At 71.7% G+C, this 21,110-nt stretch carries 21 protein-coding genes; 10 read left to right on the forward strand and 11 right to left on the reverse strand.

The window, feature by feature from the left end; translation table 11 throughout:
* Nucleotides 1-18: 18 nt before the first annotated feature.
* Entirely contained in the window at nucleotides 19-705 is a 687-nt protein-coding gene (locus ACFYL4_RS17095; protein WP_387519207.1) for an IclR family transcriptional regulator, read from the reverse strand.
* 179 nt (nucleotides 706-884) lie between these two features.
* On the opposite strand from ACFYL4_RS17095, the gene leuC reads away from it, so the two are divergent.
* From leuC to ACFYL4_RS17110, 3 genes are all read left to right on the forward strand, one after another.
* The gene (gene leuC, locus ACFYL4_RS17100; RefSeq protein ID WP_357767233.1) at nucleotides 885-2,291 is read left to right on the forward strand and encodes a 3-isopropylmalate dehydratase large subunit; all 1,407 of its coding nucleotides are present in this window, start codon (nucleotides 885-887) and stop codon (nucleotides 2,289-2,291) included.
* 28 nt (nucleotides 2,292-2,319) lie between these two features.
* The gene (gene leuD, locus ACFYL4_RS17105) at nucleotides 2,320-2,916 is read left to right on the forward strand and encodes a 3-isopropylmalate dehydratase small subunit (protein ID WP_357767236.1); all 597 of its coding nucleotides are present in this window, start codon (nucleotides 2,320-2,322) and stop codon (nucleotides 2,914-2,916) included.
* Between the two features lie 349 nt (nucleotides 2,917-3,265).
* A complete protein-coding gene (locus ACFYL4_RS17110) occupies nucleotides 3,266-3,547 on the forward strand; it encodes an HU family DNA-binding protein (RefSeq protein ID WP_014910144.1) in 282 nt (93 codons plus the stop codon).
* Here ACFYL4_RS17110 and cofC read toward each other — a convergent pair.
* Entirely contained in the window at nucleotides 3,528-4,244 is a 717-nt protein-coding gene (cofC, locus tag ACFYL4_RS17115; protein ID WP_387519170.1) for a 2-phospho-L-lactate guanylyltransferase, read from the reverse strand. The two genes, ACFYL4_RS17110 and cofC, sit on opposite strands and share 20 nt — an antisense overlap.
* 226 nt (nucleotides 4,245-4,470) lie before the next feature.
* Here cofC and ACFYL4_RS17120 point away from each other — a divergent pair, with 226 nt between their 5' ends.
* Genes ACFYL4_RS17120 through ACFYL4_RS17135 form a run of 4 tightly spaced genes read left to right on the forward strand, consistent with a single transcriptional unit; the run spans nucleotide 4,471 to nucleotide 8,787 of the window.
* The gene (locus ACFYL4_RS17120) at nucleotides 4,471-5,313 is read left to right on the forward strand and encodes a lysophospholipid acyltransferase family protein (protein WP_357767239.1); all 843 of its coding nucleotides are present in this window, start codon (nucleotides 4,471-4,473) and stop codon (nucleotides 5,311-5,313) included.
* Nucleotides 5,310-6,374 carry an NAD(P)H-dependent glycerol-3-phosphate dehydrogenase gene (locus ACFYL4_RS17125; protein WP_357767242.1) on the forward strand — a complete coding sequence of 355 codons (1,065 nt, stop codon included), beginning with the start codon at nucleotides 5,310-5,312 and terminating at the stop codon, nucleotides 6,372-6,374. The genes ACFYL4_RS17120 and ACFYL4_RS17125 overlap by 4 nt, the downstream gene beginning before the upstream one ends.
* Nucleotides 6,375-6,385: 11 nt before the next feature.
* Nucleotides 6,386-7,603: a trans-sulfuration enzyme family protein gene (locus ACFYL4_RS17130; RefSeq protein WP_387519172.1), complete on the forward strand. Its 1,218-nt coding sequence runs from the start codon at nucleotides 6,386-6,388 to the stop codon at nucleotides 7,601-7,603.
* Between the two features lie 59 nt (nucleotides 7,604-7,662).
* Nucleotides 7,663-8,787 carry a D-alanine--D-alanine ligase family protein gene (locus ACFYL4_RS17135; RefSeq protein WP_357767248.1) on the forward strand — a complete coding sequence of 375 codons (1,125 nt, stop codon included), beginning with the start codon at nucleotides 7,663-7,665 and terminating at the stop codon, nucleotides 8,785-8,787.
* A gap of 84 nt (nucleotides 8,788-8,871) precedes the next feature.
* Here ACFYL4_RS17135 and ACFYL4_RS17140 read toward each other — a convergent pair whose 3' ends face one another.
* The 6 genes from ACFYL4_RS17140 to ACFYL4_RS17165 form a co-directional block, all read right to left on the reverse strand.
* Complete coding sequence (locus tag ACFYL4_RS17140; RefSeq protein WP_357767251.1) at nucleotides 8,872-9,690, reverse strand: EI24 domain-containing protein; 819 nt, start codon at nucleotides 9,688-9,690, stop codon at nucleotides 8,872-8,874.
* A gap of 55 nt (nucleotides 9,691-9,745) precedes the next feature.
* Entirely contained in the window at nucleotides 9,746-11,509 is a 1,764-nt protein-coding gene (gene cydC / locus ACFYL4_RS17145; protein WP_387519175.1) for a thiol reductant ABC exporter subunit CydC, read from the reverse strand.
* A complete protein-coding gene (cydD, locus tag ACFYL4_RS17150; protein ID WP_387519177.1) occupies nucleotides 11,506-13,251 on the reverse strand; it encodes a thiol reductant ABC exporter subunit CydD in 1,746 nt (581 codons plus the stop codon). Before cydD ends, cydC begins: the two co-directional genes overlap by 4 nt.
* Before the next feature lie 172 nt (nucleotides 13,252-13,423).
* Nucleotides 13,424-14,461 carry a cytochrome d ubiquinol oxidase subunit II gene (gene cydB, locus ACFYL4_RS17155; protein WP_387519179.1) on the reverse strand — a complete coding sequence of 346 codons (1,038 nt, stop codon included), beginning with the start codon at nucleotides 14,459-14,461 and terminating at the stop codon, nucleotides 13,424-13,426.
* Between the two features lie 12 nt (nucleotides 14,462-14,473).
* The gene (locus ACFYL4_RS17160; RefSeq protein WP_357767262.1) at nucleotides 14,474-15,919 is read right to left on the reverse strand and encodes a cytochrome ubiquinol oxidase subunit I; all 1,446 of its coding nucleotides are present in this window, start codon (nucleotides 15,917-15,919) and stop codon (nucleotides 14,474-14,476) included.
* 216 nt (nucleotides 15,920-16,135) lie between these two features.
* Nucleotides 16,136-16,849 carry a DUF305 domain-containing protein gene (locus tag ACFYL4_RS17165; protein WP_357767265.1) on the reverse strand — a complete coding sequence of 238 codons (714 nt, stop codon included), beginning with the start codon at nucleotides 16,847-16,849 and terminating at the stop codon, nucleotides 16,136-16,138.
* Between the two features lie 89 nt (nucleotides 16,850-16,938).
* Between ACFYL4_RS17165 and ACFYL4_RS17170 the strand changes: the two genes are divergently transcribed.
* On the forward strand, nucleotides 16,939-17,709 hold the full coding sequence (locus ACFYL4_RS17170) for a DUF3105 domain-containing protein (protein ID WP_357767268.1): 771 nt from the start codon (nucleotides 16,939-16,941) through the stop codon (nucleotides 17,707-17,709).
* Nucleotides 17,710-17,812: 103 nt separating this feature from the next.
* Here the strand turns inward: ACFYL4_RS17170 and ACFYL4_RS17175 are convergent, their stop codons facing one another.
* Both ACFYL4_RS17175 and ACFYL4_RS17180 read right to left on the reverse strand, forming a co-directional pair.
* Nucleotides 17,813-18,274 (reverse strand): DUF3515 domain-containing protein, encoded by a 462-nt coding sequence (locus ACFYL4_RS17175; RefSeq protein WP_357767338.1) that lies wholly within the window; start codon nucleotides 18,272-18,274, stop codon nucleotides 17,813-17,815.
* 31 nt (nucleotides 18,275-18,305) lie between these two features.
* On the reverse strand, nucleotides 18,306-18,539 hold the full coding sequence (locus ACFYL4_RS17180) for an Lrp/AsnC ligand binding domain-containing protein (protein WP_357767271.1): 234 nt from the start codon (nucleotides 18,537-18,539) through the stop codon (nucleotides 18,306-18,308).
* 148 nt (nucleotides 18,540-18,687) lie between these two features.
* Between ACFYL4_RS17180 and ACFYL4_RS17185 the strand changes: the two genes are divergently transcribed.
* Nucleotides 18,688-19,674 carry a thiamine-phosphate kinase gene (locus tag ACFYL4_RS17185; RefSeq protein WP_387519181.1) on the forward strand — a complete coding sequence of 329 codons (987 nt, stop codon included), beginning with the start codon at nucleotides 18,688-18,690 and terminating at the stop codon, nucleotides 19,672-19,674.
* A gap of 201 nt (nucleotides 19,675-19,875) precedes the next feature.
* Nucleotides 19,876-20,526, forward strand: coding sequence for a cellulose binding domain-containing protein (locus ACFYL4_RS17190; protein WP_387519183.1), 651 nt, complete (start codon nucleotides 19,876-19,878; stop codon nucleotides 20,524-20,526).
* 120 nt (nucleotides 20,527-20,646) lie between these two features.
* Here ACFYL4_RS17190 and rpmB read toward each other — a convergent pair whose 3' ends face one another.
* Nucleotides 20,647-20,832 carry a 50S ribosomal protein L28 gene (rpmB, locus tag ACFYL4_RS17195; RefSeq protein ID WP_013151263.1) on the reverse strand — a complete coding sequence of 62 codons (186 nt, stop codon included), beginning with the start codon at nucleotides 20,830-20,832 and terminating at the stop codon, nucleotides 20,647-20,649.
* Nucleotides 20,833-21,110: the final 278 nt, after the last annotated feature.

Raw genomic sequence — 21,110 nt, forward strand, 5'->3', positions numbered from 1 at the left:
CCTCGATGGTCAGTACACCTAGTGCGCGCCCTCGTAGGTGTGGAGCGACTCGCTGATCTTCTCGGCGGCGGACACCACGGCCTGGGAGTGCATGCGGCCCGGGGAGCGGGTGAGGCGTTCTATCGGTCCGGAGACGGACACGGCGGCGATCACGCGGCCGCCGGGTCCGGACACCGGGGCCGACACCGAGGCCACCCCCTGTTCGCGCTCGGCGACGCTCTGGGCCCAGCGGCGGCGGCGCACCTGCGCGAGGCTGGCGGCCGTGAAACGCGCGCCCACGAGAGAGCGCCGGATGCGGTCGGAGTCCTCCCAGGCCAGCAGGACCTGGGCGGCCGATCCGGCGTTCATCGGGAGTTCGCTGCCCACGGGGACGGTGTCGCGCAGGCCGCTGCTGCGTTCGGAGGCGGCCACGCACACCCGGAGATCGCCCTGGCGGCGGTAGAGCTGGGCGCTCTCGCCGGTGAGGTCGCGCAGCTGCACCAGGACCGGAGCGGCCACGGCCAGCAGGCGGTCCTCGCCCGTGGCGATCGACAGCTCTCCCAGGCGCGGTCCGAGTACGAACCTGCCCTGGCTGTCCCTGGTGACCATGCGGTGCCGTTCCAGGGCGACGGCGAGACGGTGGGCGGTGGGGCGGGCCAGACCGGTGATCTGGACCAGCTGGGCCAGCGACGCGGGCCCCGACTCCAGGGCGTCGAGGACGGACATCGTCTTGTCCAGGACACCGACACCGCTGGATGAGCTAGAGTTGTCCATGGCTTGATATTGCCGTCTCGAAATATGGAATGCAAGTCGGCCGCACATCCGTGCGCGAGGCCCGCGGCCCAGGCGAAGCACCCCGTGACGAGGCGAGCACGAGACGCGACACACGAGAGGGGCGATCGCCCATGGCACGCACGATGGCCGAGAAGGTCTGGGAGGAGCACGTCGTCAGGCGTGCCGACGGCGAGCCGGACCTGCTCTACATCGACCTCCACCTCGTCCACGAGGTGACCAGCCCGCAGGCCTTCGAGGGCCTGCGCCTGGCGGGTCGCGGCGTGCGCCGTCCGGACCTGACCATCGCCACCGAGGACCACAACGTCCCCACCACGGACCTCCTGGCCCCGATCGCCGACCCGGTGTCCCGCAAGCAGGTCGAGACCCTGCGCAAGAACTGCTCCGACTTCGGCGTGCGCCTGCACCCCATGGGCGACATCGACCAGGGCGTCGTGCACGTGGTCGGCCCGCAGCTCGGCCTCACCCAGCCCGGTATGACCGTGGTCTGCGGGGACAGCCACACGAGCACCCACGGCGCGTTCGGCGCGCTGGCCTTCGGTATCGGCACCAGCCAGGTCGAGCACGTCCTGGCCACCCAGACCCTGCCGATGCAGCCGTTCAAGACCATGGCCGTCACCGTCAACGGAACGCTCCGGCCCGGGGTGTCCGCCAAGGACATCATCCTCGCCGTGATCGCGAAGATCGGTACCGGCGGGGGCCAGGGCTACGTCATCGAGTACCGGGGCGAGGCCATCGAGGCCCTGTCCATGGAGGCGCGTATGACGGTGTGCAACATGTCGATCGAGGCGGGCGCCCGAGCCGGGATGATCGCCCCGGACCAGACCACCTTCGACTACGTCCAGGGCCGCCCGCACGCACCCCGGGGTGCCGACTTCGACGCCGCGGTCGAACACTGGAAGGGCCTGCGCACCGACGAGGGCGCCGAGTTCGACGCGGAGGTGGTCCTGGACGCGGACGAGCTCAGCCCGTTCGTCACCTGGGGCACCAACCCGGGCCAGGGAGTGCCGCTGGACGCCTCCGTGCCCGACCCCGCGTCCTACGAGGACCCCTCGGCGCGCGCCGCCGCCGAGAAGGCCCTCGCGTACATGGACCTGCGCGCCGGCACGCCCATGCGCGAGGTGCGGGTGGACACCGTCTTCCTCGGCTCCTGCACCAACGGACGGATCGAGGACCTGCGCGCCGCCGCCGAGGTCGTGCGCGGCCGCAGGGTCGCCGACGGCGTCCGGATGCTCGTGGTCCCCGGTTCCATGCGGGTCAAGGAGCAGGCCAACGAGGAGGGCCTGGGACAGGTCTTCCTGGACGCGGGCGCCGAGTGGCGCGAGGCGGGCTGTTCCATGTGCCTGGGCATGAACCCCGACCAGCTCAAGCCGGGCGAGCGCAGCGCCTCCACCTCCAACCGCAACTTCGAGGGCCGTCAGGGCCGGGGCGGGCGTACGCACCTGGTCTCGCCGCAGGTCGCCGCCGCCACCGCCGTGCGCGGCACCCTGTCCTCGCCCGCCGACCTGGACCCGCAGTAGTCCCCGACCCCGTCAGGAGAGTCCTCCCATGGAGAAGTTCGACGTCCACACCGGTCGGGCCGTCCCGCTGCGCGCCAGCAACGTCGACACCGACCAGATCATCCCCGCTGTCTACCTCAAGCGGGTCAGCCGCACCGGGTTCGAGGACGGCCTGTTCGCCGAGTGGCGCAGGAACGACCCCGACTTCGTGCTCAACCGCCCCGAGTACCAGGGTGCGTCCGTCCTGGTGGCCGGGCCCGACTTCGGTACCGGCTCCTCCCGCGAGCACGCGGTGTGGGCGCTCCAGGACTACGGCTTCAGGGCGGTGCTGTCCCCGCGCTTCGCCGACATCTTCCGGGGCAACTCGCTCAAGGGCGGTCTGCTGACGGTCCTGCTGCCGCAGGAGGTCATCGACCGCGTGTGGGCGGCGGTCGAGGCCGACCCCTCGGTCGAGGTGACCGTGGACCTGGTGGCCCGCGAGGTGCGGGTTCCGGCTATCGACGTGCGGGAGCCGTTCGAGCTCGACGACTACACCCGGTGGAGGTTGTTGGAGGGTCTGGACGACATCGCCCTGACGCTCCGTCACACGGACGAGATCGGTGCGTTCGAGGCCACCCGCGAGCCCTGGAAGCCGGTCACGCTCTAGCTCCGCAACGCCGCTCCGACACGGGATCGGGGGTCGCTGTGACTCAGCGCACCCACGGTCCCGAATAATTTTACCTTTACTTGACGTGAGCGCTCGCTTACCGGCTTTGTGCCCTTAAGCTCGGCGCGTCCGAAGCCCGGAATCCGGTTATACGTAGGCTTTTGAGGGCCGCAGAAGGGGGCAAAAGGGGCCGGTTCGCCACCCCCGTCCCTTGCGTACCGTTCGTCGCGGAGGGTGACCTCGCAGGTAGGAAGGGGCCCGACACGCCTTGCCCGTGGGCGTTTGTATTTGTGTAAGGGCCTCTGCTTCCCCTAATTTCGTGCGAGCAAGGGGGAACCGGAGGAACCTTATGAACAAGCGTGACCTGATCGACGCGATCTCCGACCGTCTCGGAGACAAGAAGACCGCGACCGAAGCGGTCAACGCTGTGCTTGAGACCATTCAGGCCACCGTGGCGTCGGGCGACAAGGTCGCCATCACGGGCTTCGGCGTTTTCGAGAAGTCCGAGCGTGCGGCTCGCACCGCCCGCAACCCCGCCACTGGCGCCACGATCAACGTCCCCGCGAGCTTCGTTCCGAAGTTCCGCGCTGGCGCTGACTTCAAGGCTCTCGTCAACGGCGACAAGAAGTAGCCTCGCCGCCGTCAGGCGGACAGGCCGTACCCGCCCGGGCTCCCCAGAGGGGGTCCGGGCGGAGTGCTGTCCGCTCCAGCAGCGCGTGCGTGCGGGGTCCCACCCCCAGCGCCCGCGCGGCCGCCAGGTCCTCGGGGGTGTCCACGTCCCGCCGCACCGTGTCGGAGCCGGGGACGACGAGCTCCCGCGCCCCACCCGCCAGGTGGCGGGCGCGCGAGGCCCCCTCGAACGCGGGGGCCAGCCGCCTCCCGGGCGCCGCGGCCAGGAGCGTGGTGCCCACGCCGGGCGTGTCCGGCAGGAACGACCGCCCGTGGGCCGAGGCGGCCGCCAGGACGCGCTCCAGCTCCTCGGGGCGCAGCGCGGGCAGGTCGGCCGAGAGGGCGCACACTCCCAGACCCGGCGTCCGCTCCGCCGCCACCCGGGCCCCGTGCTCCAGGGCGGGGTTGAGGCCGCCGCCCGGTTCGCCGCCGACCACCACCGCGCCCAGGGGCGCCAGCTCGGCCCGCGCTCGGGGGTCCTCGGTCACCACGAACACGGCCGCCGCGGCCGCGCACGACCGCGCTGCGGCCACCGTGTCGCAGGCGATGGCCAGCGCCAGTTCCTCCCGCCGATCCCCAGCGGCCCGGGTCAGTCGTGTCTTGGCGGCGCCGAGGTGCTTGACTGGGACGATCAGGGACCAGCGCGACCCGGCGCGCATGCCCCCGTCACGCTCTCCTGAGCCGGTCACGGTTCCCCCGGGACGTAGATGCGGCCACGACAGTGACGAGGGTAGGCGTTCGGGGTACGGCGCGGCGCGGGAACCCTGGCCGTGTCCGACGGGACCGGAAACGGCGTCACCCGGAACCTCGGTACACGTCCTAGACTGAGTCGGTTGTGCTTCCGTGGTCCGGACCGGGCCGGGAGCGAGAAGTGAGGAGTCCCCCGTGGCCAAGCAACGAGAATCGCGATGGGTCAAGTGGGTCGTGTCCCGCATCGTCCGGTTCGTCCTGTGGTTCGTGACCAAGCCCGAATGGAGGGGCACCGAGAACGTGCCCGCCCAGGGCGGGGTGATCATCGCGGCCAACCACCTGTCCGTGACCGACCCCCTCACCGTCGCGCACTTCCTCTACATCGGTGCCCGCCGCTGGCCGACCTTCACCATGAAGGACGGGGTTATGAAGATCCCCGTGGTCCGCTCGGTGGCCCGGAGCACCGGCCAGATCCCGATCAAGCGCGGCAGCGCCGACGCGGTCAAGGCCCTGGGCGAGGCCGAGAAGGCGCTGGTCCAGGACGGATCGTCGGTGATCTTCTACCCCGAGGGCACCTGCACCCGCGACCCGCAGCTGTGGCCGATGACCGCCAAGAACGGCGTGGCCCGGCTGGCCCTGACCACCGGTGTCCCCGTCGTCCCGGTCGCGCACTGGGGAGAGCAGGACATCCTCCCCTACGGCGAGAAGAAGCCGCGGCTGCTGCCCCCGCGCAAGCGAATCCAGTTCAACGCCGGTCCGCCGGTGGACCTGTCCGCCTTCCAGGGGCAGCCGCTCACCGCGACCGTCCTCGACGGCGCCACCCGCGCGATCATGGCCGACATCACCGCGCTCCAGGCGCAGATCCGGGGCGAGCGCCCGCCGGCCGAGCCCTTCGACTACCGCAAGGCCCGCCAGGAGCAGGCCGAGGCCAGGCGCGCGGAGCGCGGCGAGGGCACCGGAGAGGCGGAGACCGGGGGCGACGAGAGCCCTGGGGGCACCGCCGACAGCGACAACGGCAAGAACAGCACGGGGGCATGACCGACCAGATGGGCGCTGACAACGTGAAGGTCGCGGTTCTGGGCAGCGGGTCCTGGGGGACCGCGTTCGCGAACATCGTCGCCGACGCCGCGGACCTCGCGCGCAAGAACGGTGAGGGACCCGTGGCCGACGTGGTCCTGTGGGGCCGCCGGGCCGAGGTGGTCGACACGATCAACGAGTCCTCGGAGAACCCCGACTACTTCCCGGGGATCACGCTCAACGGGGGGCTGCGGGCCACCACCGACCCGGCGGAGGCGCTGAGCGGCGCCCGGGTCGTGGTGCTGGCCGTCCCCTCGCAGACCCTGCGGGGGAACCTCGCCTCCTGGCGCGAGCACATCGCGGAGGACGCCGTGGTCGTCAGCCTCATGAAGGGTGTCGAGCTCGGCACCCTCATGCGGATGAGCCAGGTCGTCGGTGAGGTGCTGGACCTGCCCCGTGAGCGGATCGCCGTGGTGTCCGGGCCCAACCTGGCCCGGGAGATCATGGAGCGCCAGCCCGCCACCGCCGTGGTCGCCTGCCCGCACGAGGAGACGGCCGTGCTCCTCCAGGGGCTGTGCCGGTCCGCCTACTTCCGCCCCTACACCAGCACGGACCTGGTGGGCGTGGAGATCGGCGGCGCCATGAAGAACGTGATCGGCCTGGCGGTCGGCGTCGCCGAGGGCATGGGCTTCGGCGACAACACCAAGGCCTCGCTGATCACCCGGGGCCTGGCCGAGACCACGCGTCTGGCGGTCACCCTCGGCGCGGACGAGCACACCCTGTCCGGACTGGCCGGGATGGGCGACCTGGTGGCGACGTGCTCGTCCCCGCTGTCGCGGAACCGGACCTTCGGTGAGAAACTGGGCGCGGGCAAGACCCTCGAACAGGTCGTCGCGGAGACCAGGCAGACGGCGGAGGGGGTCAAGTCCTCCGAGTCGATCCTCGAACTCGGGTGGACCCACGGGGTCGACATGCCGATCACCGAGGCCGTCGTCAAGATGATGCACCACGACATGAGCCCGGCGCAGGCGCTGCTGGCGTTCATGTCACGCAGCACCAAGCCCGAGCGCTACGGCGTCTGAGAGCGAGCACGATGACACACACACCCGGTCCCGGGAGCGCGGGGGAGCACACGCGGGCGGTACGGGCCCCGGAGGCCCCGGTCCCCACCGAACGCCCCATGCGGATGCCCGTCCACCGCGCCACCACCTACGCGTTCGAGACCTCGCAGGGGTTCGCGGACGTGCTGGCCGGTACGCGTGACGGCTACTCCTACGCCCGCATCGACAGCCCCACCGTGGACGCCTTCGCCGACGCGGTCGCGGCGCTGGAGGGCGCGGGACTCCCGGGCCGGGTGCGCGGCCAGGCCTTCTCCTCCGGCATGGCGGCCATCAGCACCGTGCTGATGGCCCTCACGGAGGCCGGCGCGCACGTGGTGGCCTCCCGCTCGATCTACGGCAACACGTACTCGCTGCTGGACCGGCTGCTGCGCCGGTTCGGCGTGCGGACCGACTTCGTGGACGTCACCGACCTGGACGCCGTGCGCGCGGCGGTCACCCCCGAGACCCGGGTGGTGTTCACCGAGACGCTCTCCAACCCGTCCATGACCGTCTCCGACCTGCCCGGCCTGGCGCGCGTCGCCCGTGAGGCGGGGGCCGCGCTGGTGGTGGACTCCACGTTCGCCTCCCCTGCGGTCTGCCGTCCCCTGGAGCACGGCGCGGACGTGGTCGTGCACTCGGCCACCAAGTACCTGGGCGGGCACAGCGACACCACCGGCGGTGTCGCTGTGGCCGCGCCGGAGCTGATCGACCGCGTCCGTTCGGCGCGGATTGACCTCGGTCCGTGCCTGGCACCGGACGAGGCCTACCTGCTGCACCGGGGCCTGGAGACCCTTCCGCTGCGGGTCGAGCGCCAGTGCGCGACCGCCGCGGTCTTCGCCGAGGCCCTGGAGGGGCACCCGCTGGTGGAGCGGGTCGACCACCCCTCGCTGGCCTCGCACCCCGGGCACGCGCTGGCACGGGAACTGTTCGACGCCGGGCGCCACGGCGCGGTCGTCACCGTCCACCCGCGCGGCGGCCGCGACGAGGGCATGGCCTTCGCCGACCGGCTGAGGGTGGCCACCATCGCCGCCTCACTGGGCGGCACGCACACACTGGCCGGACACGTGGCCTCCACCTCGCACCGGAACATGAGCGCGGACGAACTGGCCGCCGCCGGCGTCACCCCGGGCGCCGTCCGGTTCTCCATCGGTCTGGAGGACCCCCACGACCTCGTCGAGGACGCCCTCGCGGCGCTCGACGGGACAACGTGACACACGGGTGCAATCCACCCGTACCGGATTCATCAGCAGGCGAGATAGGGTCAGGCAGCATGTCGTCCGAGCAGCGCAAGATTCGGGTCGCCGTCGTCTTCGGCGGTCGTAGTTCCGAGCACGAGATCTCCTGCGTCACGGCGGGCAGCGTCCTGTCCGTGATCGACCAGGACCGTTACGAGGTCGTTCCCGTGGGCATCACGCCCACCGGAAACTGGGTCCTGGCCTCGGGCGATCCCGAGAGCCTGCGCATCGACGCGGCGACCAAGACCCTGCCGACCGTCTCGGAGGAGGGCACGGACATCGCCCTGCCCTTCGACACGGCGGGCCAGCTCATGACCGTCAGCCCCGACCAGGGCACGCGGCGGCTGGCGGAGGTCGACGTGGTCCTGCCGCTGCTCCACGGCCCCTTCGGCGAGGACGGCACCATTCAGGGCCTCTTCGAGATGATGGGCGTGCGCTACGCGGGCGCCGGGGTGTTCTCCAGCGCCGCCGCCATGGACAAGGTCTTCATGAAGGCCCTGCTGGTCGGCAACTCCATTCCCACCAGCGACTACGTCGCCATCACCGACCGCAGCTGGCGCACCGAGCGCAAGAAGGTCCTGGACGACGTCGCGGAGCTGGGCCGGACGGTGTTCGTCAAGCCCGCCCGCGCCGGGAGCAGCGTCGGCATCAGCAAGGTGAGGGACTCCTCGGACACCGACGCCGTGGTCGCCGCCGTCGAGGCCGCCCGCGAGCACGACCCCAAGGTGCTGGTCGAGGCGCAGGTCATCGGCCGCGAGATCGAGTGCGGGGTGCTGGAGTCCGAGGACGGCGGCACCCCCGACGTCTCGTTCCCCGCCGAGGTGCACGTGGCCGAGGGCTTCGACTTCTACGACTTCGAGGCCAAGTACCTGTCTACGAGCGGCCTCACCATCCCCGCCGAGATCCCCGAGGAGGCCACCGCCCGCCTGCGCGCGATGGCCGCCGACGTCTTCGAGGCCATGGGCTGCGAGGGGCTGGCCCGGGTGGACTTCTTCTACACCGAGGACGGCCGAATCCTCGTCAACGAGCTCAACACGATGCCCGGGTTCACGCCGTCGTCGGCCTTCCCGCAGATGTGGGGGGCCACCGGCCTGGACTACGCAGCCCTCGTCGAGCGCATGATCACCACGGCGCTGCGCCGTGACCCCGGCCTGCGCTGACCGCACGGGAACGAGAGGAGGGGGCGGACGACCCGGAGTCGTCCGCCCCCTCGTGTGTCGAGGTCCCACGGAGGCCTGAGGTGGCTACTGGGGCTTCTGCGGTGTCTCGGGCAGGTTCGGGTCGGAGTCCGGCGACGTGCTCGGCTCCTGGGGCGTCTCGGGCAGCAGCTCGCGCGCGAGGATGGTGCCGCCGGCGGTCGCCGCCGGGAACACCGCCACGGCGACGAACGGGATCGCGAGCAGGAAGTAGGTGGGGACCGCGAAGCCCAGGGCGCGCCAGCGCCGGGTCCCCATGAAGCGGCGCCGGTCGCGGACGAGCAGCAGGCCACGGCGGTCGAAGGCGCTGGCAGTCAGTTCGATGCACAGGAGCCAGCCGCCCATCACGGCGGTCAGGACCGGTCCGATCAGCCAGCCGACCAGCGGGATCAGGCCCAGCAGGAACGCGCAGACGGTCACCACGAGGGAGACCAGCACGATCCCCAGGGACTGCCGGATCGCCCGGGCCACCCCGGCGGCCAGGGACTCGTCCTGCGCCTCGGGCGCCCCGCCCAGCTCCTGTTCGACCAGCTCCGCGATCCGGTCGTAGACGGGCGCGCCCAGGGTCAGGGTGACGGTCGTGAACGCCACCACCATGACCAGGACCGCCCCGGCGAGCAGACCCACGGACAGGGCGCCGCGCAGCAGCCCCTGCCAGACGGTGTCCCACTCCCGGGCGAACGGCGTCGCCCACGCGACCAGGTCCGTCAGGTTCACCGCGAGCGTGATCAGCGCCGCCAGGAACAGCAGGGACGTCACGAGCGCGGGCAGCGCGCCCAACAGGAACAGGCGTGGTTTGCGCAGCACGATCGCCAGACCGCGCAGCAGAACGCCGAAACCACCGAAGACCTCACGTACGGGATTCACGGGCGAACACTAGCGCTCCGGAAGGACCGGTTCCACCCGTTGCCCGCCACCGCCCTCAACGGACGCCTACGGCGCGGTACCATCCCGGCTGCTCCATCAGCTCCGCGTGCGTTCCGGACTGGATCACCCGGCCGTCGCGGACCACGTGGACGCGGTCCACCCGGTCCAGCCCGGTGAGGTCGTGGGTGATGAGCAGGGTCGAGAACCCCTCTGCCGCGTCGAGCAGGTCGTCCACCACCGCGTCGCGGGTGTCCGGGTCCAGGTGCGCCGTCGGCTCGTCCAACACCAGCACGCGCGGCGCGGCCAGCACCGCGCGGGCGAGCGCCAGCCGCTGCCGCATCCCGCCGCTCAGGCCCATGCCGTGCGACCCCACCTGGGTGTCCAGGCCCTTGGGCATCGCCTCGACCTCACCGGCCAGCCGCACCCTGCGCAGCGCCGCCCACAGCTCCTCGTCCCCGGCTCCCGGGCTCGCCAGGCGCAGGTTCTCCCGGAGCGTGGAAGCGAACACGTGCGGGTCCTGCGGGACCCCGCTCACCAACCGGCGGACCTCGTCGGCCGGGTAGTCGGTCACGTCCACCCCGCCGATCTCCACGCGGCCGCCGTCCGGGTCCCGGAAGCGCAGCAGCACCGACGCGAGCGTGCTCTTGCCCGCGCCGCTCGGCCCCACCACCGCCACCGTCGCCCCTGCGGGAATCTCCAGGTCCACACCGTCCAGCGCCCACGGTTCGTCGGGACCGTAGCGCACGCGCAGTCCGCGAACGCGCACGGTCGCGTCGTCGTCCGGGTCGATCTCCAGCCCCTCCCGAGCGGGAGGGGCCACGCCGGGAGGTGTGTCCAGAACCCCGAACAGCCGCTCGCCACTGGCCCGGATCGCACCCAGCCGGGCCGCGACGGCGGGCAGCGGGGCGACGATCTCGAAGGCGGCCAGCGTCGTCAGCACCAGCACCGCCAGCGCGGTCGGGCCGATCGTCCCCTCCTCCACGGCGAGCACGCCCAAGAACAGCGCGCCCCACACGGTCAGCCCGGTGATGAGGGTGGTGGCCCCGGCACTCAGCCCCAGCGTGGCCGCGTCGCGCCGGGCCACCCGGGTGAGTTCGGCGTCCGCCGCGTTCACCCGGGCCACCTGACGCTCCATGGCCCCGTAGGCGACCAGGTCCGGAGCACCCTGGAGGGTGTCCACCAGGGTCGTGGAGAGTCGGCCCCGGGCGCGGGCCTCCCGCCGTCCGGGGCCGCGCCCCAGCGCTGCGGCGGCGAGCGGCACCGCGAGTCCGGCCAGCAGCAGGCCCCCGGCGAGCAGCAGGCCCCCGGGGACGTACACCACGGTCAGGAACAGCACCGTGGCCCCACCGGTGACCACCGACACCAACGGCGGGGTGAGGCCGCGCACCAGCAGGTCGAGGGTGGCCTCGGTGTCGTTGACCAGGCGCGAGACCAGGTCGCCAGAGCGGAACCGACCGAACGGTTCGGTCCGCGCCAGCCGCTCGTACACCCGGACCCGCACCTCGGCGAGGGTGCGGAACGCGGCGTCGTGCGTGACCAGCCGCTCCAGGTAGCGCGTCACCCCCTTACTCACTCCGAGCGCCCGGGTGGCGACCACGGCCACGCTGAGGGCGGTGATGGAGGGGTGGTTCGCGGCGGTGGCCAGCATCCACGCGGCCACTCCCAGCAGCGCCACGCCCGAACCGGTGGCGGCGGCGCCGAGCAGCACGCCCAGGGCGAACCGCGCGCTCCGGGGCCGGGCCAGACCGATCATCCGGCGCAGCGGGTCCCGGCGCCGTTCCCGCTCACTGACCTCCGGCGGGGCCGTCCCGGTGCTCATCGGCGGGCCTCCCCGGTGAGCAGGGGAAGCGCGGCGGTCCGAAGGTGCGCGCCGAGCGCGGACTCGGCCCATCCGGTGTCATGCGCGACGATCACGGCGGTGCGTCCCTCCAGCAGGCGGGCCATGGCGGTGCGTACCGCCCTGGCGTTCTCGGGGTCGAGGTGCGCGGTGGGCTCGTCCAGCAGGACCAGCGGCGCGTCCCGGCACAGCGCCCGGGCCAGGGCGATCCGCTGGCGCTGTCCGGCGGACAGGCGCGCGCCCCGCTCGCCCAGCCGGGTCCCGTACCCCTCGGGGAGCGCGGACACGAACGCGTCGGCCTCGGCCATGCGGGCGGCCTCCCGCACGCGTTCCATGTCGGCGTCGGGGGCGCCCAGCCGGATGTTGTCGGCGACGGACACGTCGAACAGGTACGGGTGCTGAGGGACCCAGGCGAGGCCCAGCCGCCAGTCGTCGGCGGGGACCCGGTCCATCGGGGTCCACCCGCCGCCGGGGGCCCGGACGCTGATCCGTCCCGAGGTGGGTTCGGTGAGCCGTAGCAGGAGCGAGAGCAGGGTGGTCTTGCCGCTACCGCTCGGGCCGGTGAGCAGCAGGTGTTCACCGGAGCGGACGGTCAGGTCCAGCCCGGACAGGGCGGGGACGTCCCGGCCGGGGTAGAGCAGCCCCACCCCCTCGAAGCGGATGTCGCCCGAGGCGGCGGGCGCGGGCGAGCCGGTCGGGGTGGGGGTCGGCCGCTCCTCACCGTCCCCGTCCGGAGGCGGCGACCCTCGTCGGCGGTCGAGTTCGGTGAACACCTGGTCGGCGGCGGCCACGCCCTCCATGCTCGCGTGGAACCGGGCGCCCACCTCACGCAGCGGAAGATAGGCCTCGGGCGCCAGGATCAGCACCAGAAGGGCGGTCTGGTAGTCCATGTGCCCGCCCAACAGACGCAGCCCGACCTCGACGGCGACCAGCGCGACCGCGAGGGTCGCCAGGAGTTCCAGGGCGAACGCGGACAGGAACGCGATCCGCAGGGTCCCCATGGTGGCGGCCCGGTGGTCCTCGCCGACCTTGCGGATGATGGCGGCCTGCGCCTTGGCCCGGCGGAACACCGCCAGGGTGGGCAGCCCCTCCACCACGTCGAGGAAGTGCCCGCCCAACCTGCTCAGGAGCCGCCACTGGCGTTCGGTCCGCTGCTGCGTGTGCATGCCGATCAGGGCCATGAAGACCGGGATGAGCGGCAGGGTCACCAGGATGACGATCCCGGAGATCCAGTCCGCCCAGAAGACCACGGCCAGCACCGCGACCGGCACGATGCAGGCCAGCACCAGCTGGGGCAGGTAGCGGGAAAAGTACTCGTCGAGGGCGTCCAGACCGCGGGTGGCCAGGGTCACCAGCTCACCGGCCCTCGGCGACCCGTCCTCGCGGTCGCCTCCCTCGGCGAGCCACACGCGGCCCCGGCCGGTCACGTGGGCGACGAGCCTGCGGCGCAGCTGCGACTTGGTGCGGGCGGCGCTGTGCAGGGCGGAGGCCTCGGCGAGGTAGGAGAGCAGGGCGCGGGCGATCGCGACCCCGGCCACGGCGGCGATCATCCAGCCGAGGACGTCCATGCCCTGACCGGCCCACGCTCCGGTGATGACCCGGGAAAGCAGCCAGGCCTGCGTGAGGATGAGGCCGGTGATCAGCACGCCGCTGGCGACGGTGACGGCCAGGTGGGTTCGGACCGCGCCCGCGGTGCGGACCAGGCGCGGATCGAGCGGTTTCATGTGCGTGAACCTCGTGGCGTCGGAGCCCGGCCGGGCGGACCGGCCGGTGCGGCGGATGTGTCGGGGCGGACACGGGGCACGGTGCGGTCCGCGTCCCAGTATCCAGCGCCGGTTCCGGGTGGCGCGGCACCCCCCGCCTCCCCGGGTGGTGCGGGAGGCGGGGGTGGCCGATTCAGGAGACCCGTTCCGGTTTCCGCTCGGCCGGGGGTGTCGACAGGCTGACCTGGTCGCCGGTCACCCGCTTGCGGAACACCCAGTAGCTCCAGGCCTGGTAGCCGATCACCAGCGGGAGGAACACCAGGGCGACCCACGACATCACGGTGAGCGTGTAGTCGGCGGAGGAGGCGTTGTGGACGGTGAGGCTGAACGCCGGGTCGGTGGTGGAGGGGAGCACGTTCGGGAACAACGACCCGAACAGCGCGGTCACGGCGGCCAGGATGGTCACCGCGGTGGCCGCGAACGACCAGCCCTCACGGCGGAACCAGGCCGCCGCGACCCCCGCCGCCAGGGCCAGGACGGCGACCAGTACGAGCGGGAGCGTCCACGGCTTGCCGTACGCGAGCTGGGTCCACAGCAGGAACCCCGCCCCGGCCGGGACCGCGACGCACGCGGTCAGCAGGGCGGCGCGGTGGGCGCGGACGCGGACCGGGCCGTCCGTCTTCAGGGTCAGGAAGACGGCCCCGTGCAGGGTGAACAGGGACAGCGTCGTGACCCCGCCTAGCAGGGCGTACGGGTTGAGCAGGTCCAGCAGGGAGGCGGTGACGATGTGGTCGGAGTCCATCGCCACCCCCCGCACGATGTTGGCGAAGGCCACGCCCCACAGGAACGCGGGAACGGAGCTGCCGAAGAAGATCGCCCGGTCCCACCAGTCCTGCCAGCGCGGGTCGTCGCGCTTGCCCCGGTACTCGAAGGCCACGCCGCGCAGGATGAGCGCGATGAGGATGAGGAACAGGGGCACGTAGAACCCGCTGAACAGGGACGCGTACCAGGCGGGGAAGGCGGCGAACATGGCGCCGCCCGCGGTGAGCAGCCACACCTCGTTGGCGTCCCAGACCGGGCCGATGGAGTTGATGGCGACGCGCCGGTCGACGGAGTTGCGCCTGCCCATGAAGGGCAGCAGGGTGCCCACCCCGAAGTCGAATCCCTCCAGGACGAAGTACCCGATCCACAGGACCGCGATGGCGACGAACCAGATGACGGCCAGTTCCATGGTCGTTGGCTCCTAGTAGCTGAAGTGGGGGATCTGGGACTCGTCCTCGTCGTTCTCCAGATCCGGGACCAGGTGTGAGGGGCCCTTCTTGACGTACTTCCAGAGCAGGCCGACCTCGATGACGAACAGCAGCCCGTACACGGCGGTGAAGACGCCCAGGCTCATGGCGACCGTCCCGAGGCTGACTCCGGGGGAGACGCTGTTCGCGGTGAGCAGTTCGCCGTGGACGGTCCAGGGCTGGCGCCCCATCTCGGTGAGCACCCATCCGAAGATGTTGGCGAGCAGGGCGGCGGGCAGCGCGGCGATCGCGGCGTAGTAGAACCACCGGGTCCTGGGCAGCCGCTTCCGCCCGCGGGTGAGCCACAGCCCCAGGGCGGCCACGGCCACCCCGAAGATCCCGAAGCCCATCATGAGGCGGAAGGCCCAGTAGACGACGAACACGTTGGGGATGTAGTCCCCCGGTCCGTAGTACTCCTCGTAGGCCTCCTGGAGGTTGTTCATCCCGTGCACCTCGCCGTCGAAGTGCCCGGTGGCCAGGAAGCTGAGGATGTTGGGGACGCCGACGTCGATCGGGTTGTACCGGGCCTCGGTGTCGCCGACCGCGAAGGTGGAGAAGGGAGCGCCCTCCTCCGTCTCCCACAGGGCCTCGGCGGCGGCGAGCTTCATGGGTTCGTACTCGGCGGCGAGCTTGGCCTGGTGGTCGCCGGAGACGAACGTGAGCGCCCCGGCCAGCAGGGTGAAGACCAGTCCGACCCTGAGGGTGGAGCGGAAGAGCGCGAGGTCCCGTCGGGGCGGGGTGACTCCGGCCTCGCCGGTGTCGCCGTGCCGGGTGTTGCGCCACAGCTTGAACGCGCTGACGGCCACCACGAAGAGACCCGCCGTGACGAAGGCGGCCGAGACGGTGTGCAGGTAGGTGGACCAGGCCTGGTCGTTGCTGAGCACGGCCCAGATGTCGTTGAGCTCGGCGCGGCCGTTCTCCGGGTTGACCTCGTAGCCGACCGGGCGGCGCATCCAGGCGTTGGCGGCCAGGATGAAGTACGCCGACAGGTTGGTGCCGACGGCGACCACCCAGATGCAGGCCAGGTGGACGCCGCGCGGCAGTCGGTGCCAGCCGAAGATCCACAGCCCGATGAAGGTGGACTCCAGGAAGAAGGCGAGCAGGGCCTCCATGGCCAGGGGCGCTCCGAAGACGTCGCCGACGAAGCGCGAGTACTCGCTCCAGTTCATGCCGAACTGGAACTCCTGCACGATCCCGGTGACCACGCCCATGGCGAAGTTGATCAGGAACAGCTTGCCGAAGAACTGGGTGGCCTGGAGGTACTCGTGTCTTCCGGTGCGGTACCAGAAGGTCTGGAGCACGGCCACGATGAACGAGAGCCCGATCGTCAGGGGGACGAAGAGGAAGTGGTAGATCGTGGTGACACCGAACTGCCACCTCGCCAGGTCTAGAGCTTCCATGCCAGCCTCTCAGTTACCGACCGCCGGTAGTACTACGAACTGTAGTGCTACTTGCTGTCGTACTTCGGGGTACCCCCCTGAGAGACCGGACACGTCGGGGCCGCGCCCCGACGAACGACGGCGGCGCGCCCCCGGTACGAGGGCGCGCCGCCGTGCTGTCGCTGGTGGGTCCGCTCCGACGTGCCGGCCGGTCGGAGCTGGTTCAGGGGAGGGGGACTACCGGCGCGACTCCAGCATGCGCTCCATGTTGTCCACCTCGGACTGCTGGGCGTCGACCATTCCCTGGGCGAAGGTGGTGACCAGCTCCTCGTCGCCCAGCTCCACCTCGGCCTCGGCCATCTCGATCCCGCCGAGGTGGTGGGCGATCATCAGCTCCAGGAACAGGACCTCCGCCTCCTGACCCTCGGCGTCGGCCAGCCGCACGAGCTCCTCCTCGGAGGCCCACCCCGGCATGGTCTCGGGCACCTCGCCCTCACCGCCGCCGTGGTCGTGGTCGGCCATCCAGGTCATCGGAGGTTCGGAGGCGCGCGCGTTGAGCCCCCACGCGCTCAGCCAGCCCTGCATCATGCCGATCTGCGCCTGCTGGGTCCGCGCCATGTCCGTGGAGATGGTCAGCATCTCGACGTCGTCGGTCTTCTCCATGATGACCAGCGACATGTCCACGGCCTGGGCGTGGTGCGTGCTCATGTCGCGCAGGAAACCGGCGTCGGCGCTGGTGTCCAGCGGGTACGACGGGCGCCCCACGAGCAGACCCCCGGCCAGGGCCAGGATGACCAGTGTCACGGTCAACCAGAGCGGCACGGAGCGGCCGGGGGCGGAGGGCGCCTCGGCACCGCCGCCGTCCTCCGGAACCGCGTCGGGCGCGGCCGACTCGTCCTCGTACGACCCCTCGTCGGAACGGTCGGAGTCTGCCCCGGTCACATGCCCCATCAGAACCACCCTGGTCAAATCGCACCACTCTGATGCCAAAGTAGAGGATAGGAAAGTCCCATTCGACCACATCCAGCCCAGGAGACCCAGTGGCCAAGAAGACGAAGGCGGAGGAGCGTCGCGCTCGCGCCGCCGCCCTGCGGGAAGAGCAGCGCAAGAAGGAACGCCGCGCCAAGATCCTCAAGATCGCCGGGATCAGCGTAGCCTCCGCGGCGGTCCTGGGTCTCCTGGGAACCGCGGTCTTCATGGAGTTCCGCTCCCGCAACATCGACGGCGTACAGGAGTACGCCATCGACGAGTACAACCACGTGCCGGACGGGCAGCGCGTGGACTACGCCCAGTCCCCGCCGGTCGGCGGCCAGCACTGGAACAGATGGCAGAACTGCGGCGTGTACACCGAGCCGCTGATGTCGGAGTTCGCGGTCCACTCCCTGGAGCACGGCGCGGTCTGGATCACCTACGAGCCCGACCTCGCCGAGGACCAGATCGAGGCGCTCCAGGGCTTCTACAACCCCGGCGACTACCTGGTCATCAGCCCCTACGAGGGTGACATGCCCGCCCCGATCGTGGCCTCCAGCTGGGGCCGCCAGATCACCGCCGACCGGGCCGACGACGAGAACCTGGCCCGCTACGTCCAGTTCTACGAGCGCGGCGGGGACGTCCCCGAGCCCGGGGCCGCCTGCTCCGGCTCCATCTCGTTCACCGCGGCCGAGATCGAGGCCGAACTGGCCGAGGACGGGCCGGACGCCGAGTCCCTCCAGGGCGCGGACAGCGACGAGTCCGGCTCCGACACCGACAACGAGGACACCGACACCGAGGGTGCCGACGAGGCCCGCGAGGACGAGGACGGCGGGGAGTAGGGTCCCGGCGACACGAGTCCGGACGTCCCACCGACACACCGAAGCGGGGCCGGCAGGCGCACACCGCCCCGGCCCCGTACGAGTGCGGACGCCGCCCGCGCGGTCACCGCGGGCTGTCGGCCCGCTCCTCCAGGTGCTCGGCGATCAGGTCGCTCAGTGTGGAGAGCGCCGGGGCGGGCGCTCCGTAGGAGGGCGGCACGGTCAGTTCGACGTACGCCTCGCGTTCGACCGCCGTGTACATGGTGGGGGCGTCCTCGGGCTGGGGGAGCCACGCCACACCGTTGACCTCCTCCAGGACCGAGTCCATCTCCAGGGAGGAGGGGCGGGGCACGCCGCACCGCAGGCCGATGGGCGGGTCGCCCCAGGCCGCCATCACCTGCGACTCGGGCTGGACCGTCGCGCGCCGCGCGTCGAGCAGGGTGTCGGGCAGGTCGGCGACCAGGGCCGCACAGGCCTCCGTCGTCACGCCGTCCGTCTCGGGCGGCTGCATCTGCACGGTCTGCCCTCCGCATCCGGCCGTCACCAGGACCACGGCCAGGGCCGCTCCGAAGTAGCGCTTGGGCACGGGCAACCTCGCTCCGTCGACTCGGTCGACCTCAGATGTTGACGATGGGACAGGTAAGGGTACGGGCGATACCGTCCAGGCGCTGGATGCGCGCGACCACCAGGGACCCCAGGGAGTCCATGTCCTCGGCTCGCGCCTGCACGATCACATCGTAGGGACCCGTGACGTCGTTGGCCTGGTCGACCCCCGCGATCCCGCGCACACGCTCGGCGACCTCGGCGGACTGGCCCACCTCGGTCTGGATCAGGATGTATGCCTGCACCATGATGACTTCTCCTTCGTGCCGAGCCGGGGGCGCCGAACGGACGCGGCCCGGCCGGAGGGCACAGCCGATGACGGACGGGTGACGAACGTGGGGGCCTGACCACGGGGTCTAGACCACTGCGCCGGAGCGTCACCGTACCCTGATCTGTGTGTTGAGCACCATTGGGGGTCTTGGCGAGTTCGCTCTCATCACGCGCGTGACGAGCCAATTCCCCAGGACGGACGACGTAATCCTCGGACCCGGCGACGACGCCGCGGTCGTGGCCGCGCCCGACGGGCGTACGGTCGCGACCACGGACCTCCTGGTCGAGGGCCGCCACTTCCGAAGGGACTGGTCCAGCGCCCGCGACGTCGGGCACCGCGCGGTGGCGCAGAACTACGCCGACGTGGCGGCCATGGGCGCTCGCCCCACGGGACTGCTCATCGGTTTCGCCGCGCCCCCCGAACTCCCGGTGGCGTGGGCCGAGGAGTTCACCGCCGGTGTGCGCGACGAGTGCGCGCTGGCCGGCGGCGCGGTGGTCGGCGGGGACACGGTGGGGTCGCGGACCCTCACGATCGCGGTCACGGCCCTGGGCGACCTCGAAGGACGGGCTCCGGTCCGCCGCGACGGGGCCCGGCCCGGTGACGTCGTCGCCTACACGGGACACCTGGGCCTGTCCGCCGCCGGACTCGCCCTGCTGGAGCGGGGGTTGGACGGGCCGGCGCTGTGCCTGTCCGAGCACCGGCGCCCGAGCCCGCCCTACGCCGCGGGGCCGGAGGCGGCCCGGCTCGGGGCGACCGCCATGCTCGACGTCAGTGACGGACTGGCCCAGGACCTGGGGCACGTCTGCCGGGCCAGCGGCGTGAGCGTCCGGCTGGAGGCCGAGGCGCTGCGCCCCGAGCCGGAACTCCTCGAAGCCGTCCGTGTACTCGGGGCTCCCACGGGGAAGGCTGTGGACGCCGCCCGCCGCCTGATGGTGGGCGGCGGTGAGGACCACGCGCTCGCGGCGGTCTTCCCGCCCGAGGCCGTGCTCCCGGAGCACTGGCATCGCGTGGGGACCGTGGGCGAGACCCCGGAGACCGGCACGCGCTCCGCCGTCACGGTCGACGGGAACGCGGTCGAACACGGTGGGTGGGATCATTTCCGGCGGGACTGACCCCGTTTTGGATTTGTCCTGTTTGGTGATCACGCTAGGCTTTGCCATCGCGGTCAGCGTCGGCCTCCGGGCGAGAACCCGCCCACGCGGGGCGCGGACCCGTGGCGGTCCACCCGAGGCGAGACCCCCGGTCGGCACGGCCGTCGGCCCGGGGCGGGCACGGCCAGCGGAACAACGTCGGAAGGCGGCACATGGGGCGGCATGGCTAGGCGGCACGGCCATCGTCGTGGAGCACACCGCAGCGAACCGGAGAACGCCGGCGCGCTGCGGAGGATCGGTGGACTCCTGGAGAGCACGGTCCCCAAACGGGTCGAACCGCCGAGGCTGCTCAACGTCCTCGTCGTCTCCGGGGTGATCCTGGGGCTGCTCCTGTTCGGCTACAGCACCACCCAGATCTACCTCCAGTTCGGCGGACCGCCCGGCGCGACGCAGGCCCCCGGGCCCGACGACGCCGCCCCCACCCAGGACGCCTCCCCGCGGCCGGATCACGGCGGAGCCTCGTCGGGGGAGGGCGCGGGCGGCCCGCAGACCCAGGGCGGGTCGGAGCCCACCGCCGTCTCCTACCAGGTCATGGACGTGACGTCGGTCGGTTTCACCGGGAGGGTGACCGTCACCAACACCTCCCGGACCCGACTGGACGCGTGGGAGCTGGCGCTCGCCTTCCGCAGCGCCGACGTCACCGAGGTGCACGACGCCGACTGGGAACCGCTGGAGGACGGCATCCTCGCCCGCCAGTCCGGGACCGAGGGCCACCTGGAGCCCGGGGAGTCGGCCACGCTCACCTTCGACGCGATCGGTGCCTCCCAGAGCCCGGTCCGGTGCTCCCTGAACGGGCACGTGTGCGACCTGTAGACCGGCGGCCCGGGAGCTTTCCTTCAGCCCGCCGCTCGCTCCGCACACCCCGCCCCGAGCAGCACGAAGGCCCCCCGACGGAGTCGGAGGGCCCTTCGAGGACTACGGGTGGGAGGGACCCTAGCGGGTCACCTTGCCAGCCTTGATGCACGAGGTGCACGCGTTCACGCGCTTGGGCGTGCCGCCCACGCGGGTGCGAACGGTCTGGATGTTGGGGTTCCAGCGGCGGCGGGTGCGACGGTGCGAGTGGGAAACACTGTTACCGAACCCTGGTCCCTTGCCGCAGACGTCGCAGACGGAAGCCACGGTAACTCCATTCAAGTGCTCGGGATCGCGCACGTCGCCGCACGCGAGAGGTCATCCGGCCGGAGGAGGCCGGGTGGGCAGGTTGGCGAGGACACCAACCGTGGAAGAGTACACGAGGGACATGCCCGAAGGTGGAATCAGACCACTGGCGGGCGTCCGTACGCGCAACGGCGAGAAGAGGCGCGGCCGAGGCCGCACACACCCACCGGAGCATCGAGATCAGCCACGCGGGCATGGCGAAAACGCGATGAACTCTGACGAGTATACCCCGGGTGCAA

The sequence above is a fragment of the Nocardiopsis sp. NPDC006938 genome, assembly GCF_042869555.1.
GTDB lineage: Bacteria > Actinomycetota > Actinomycetes > Streptosporangiales > Streptosporangiaceae > Nocardiopsis.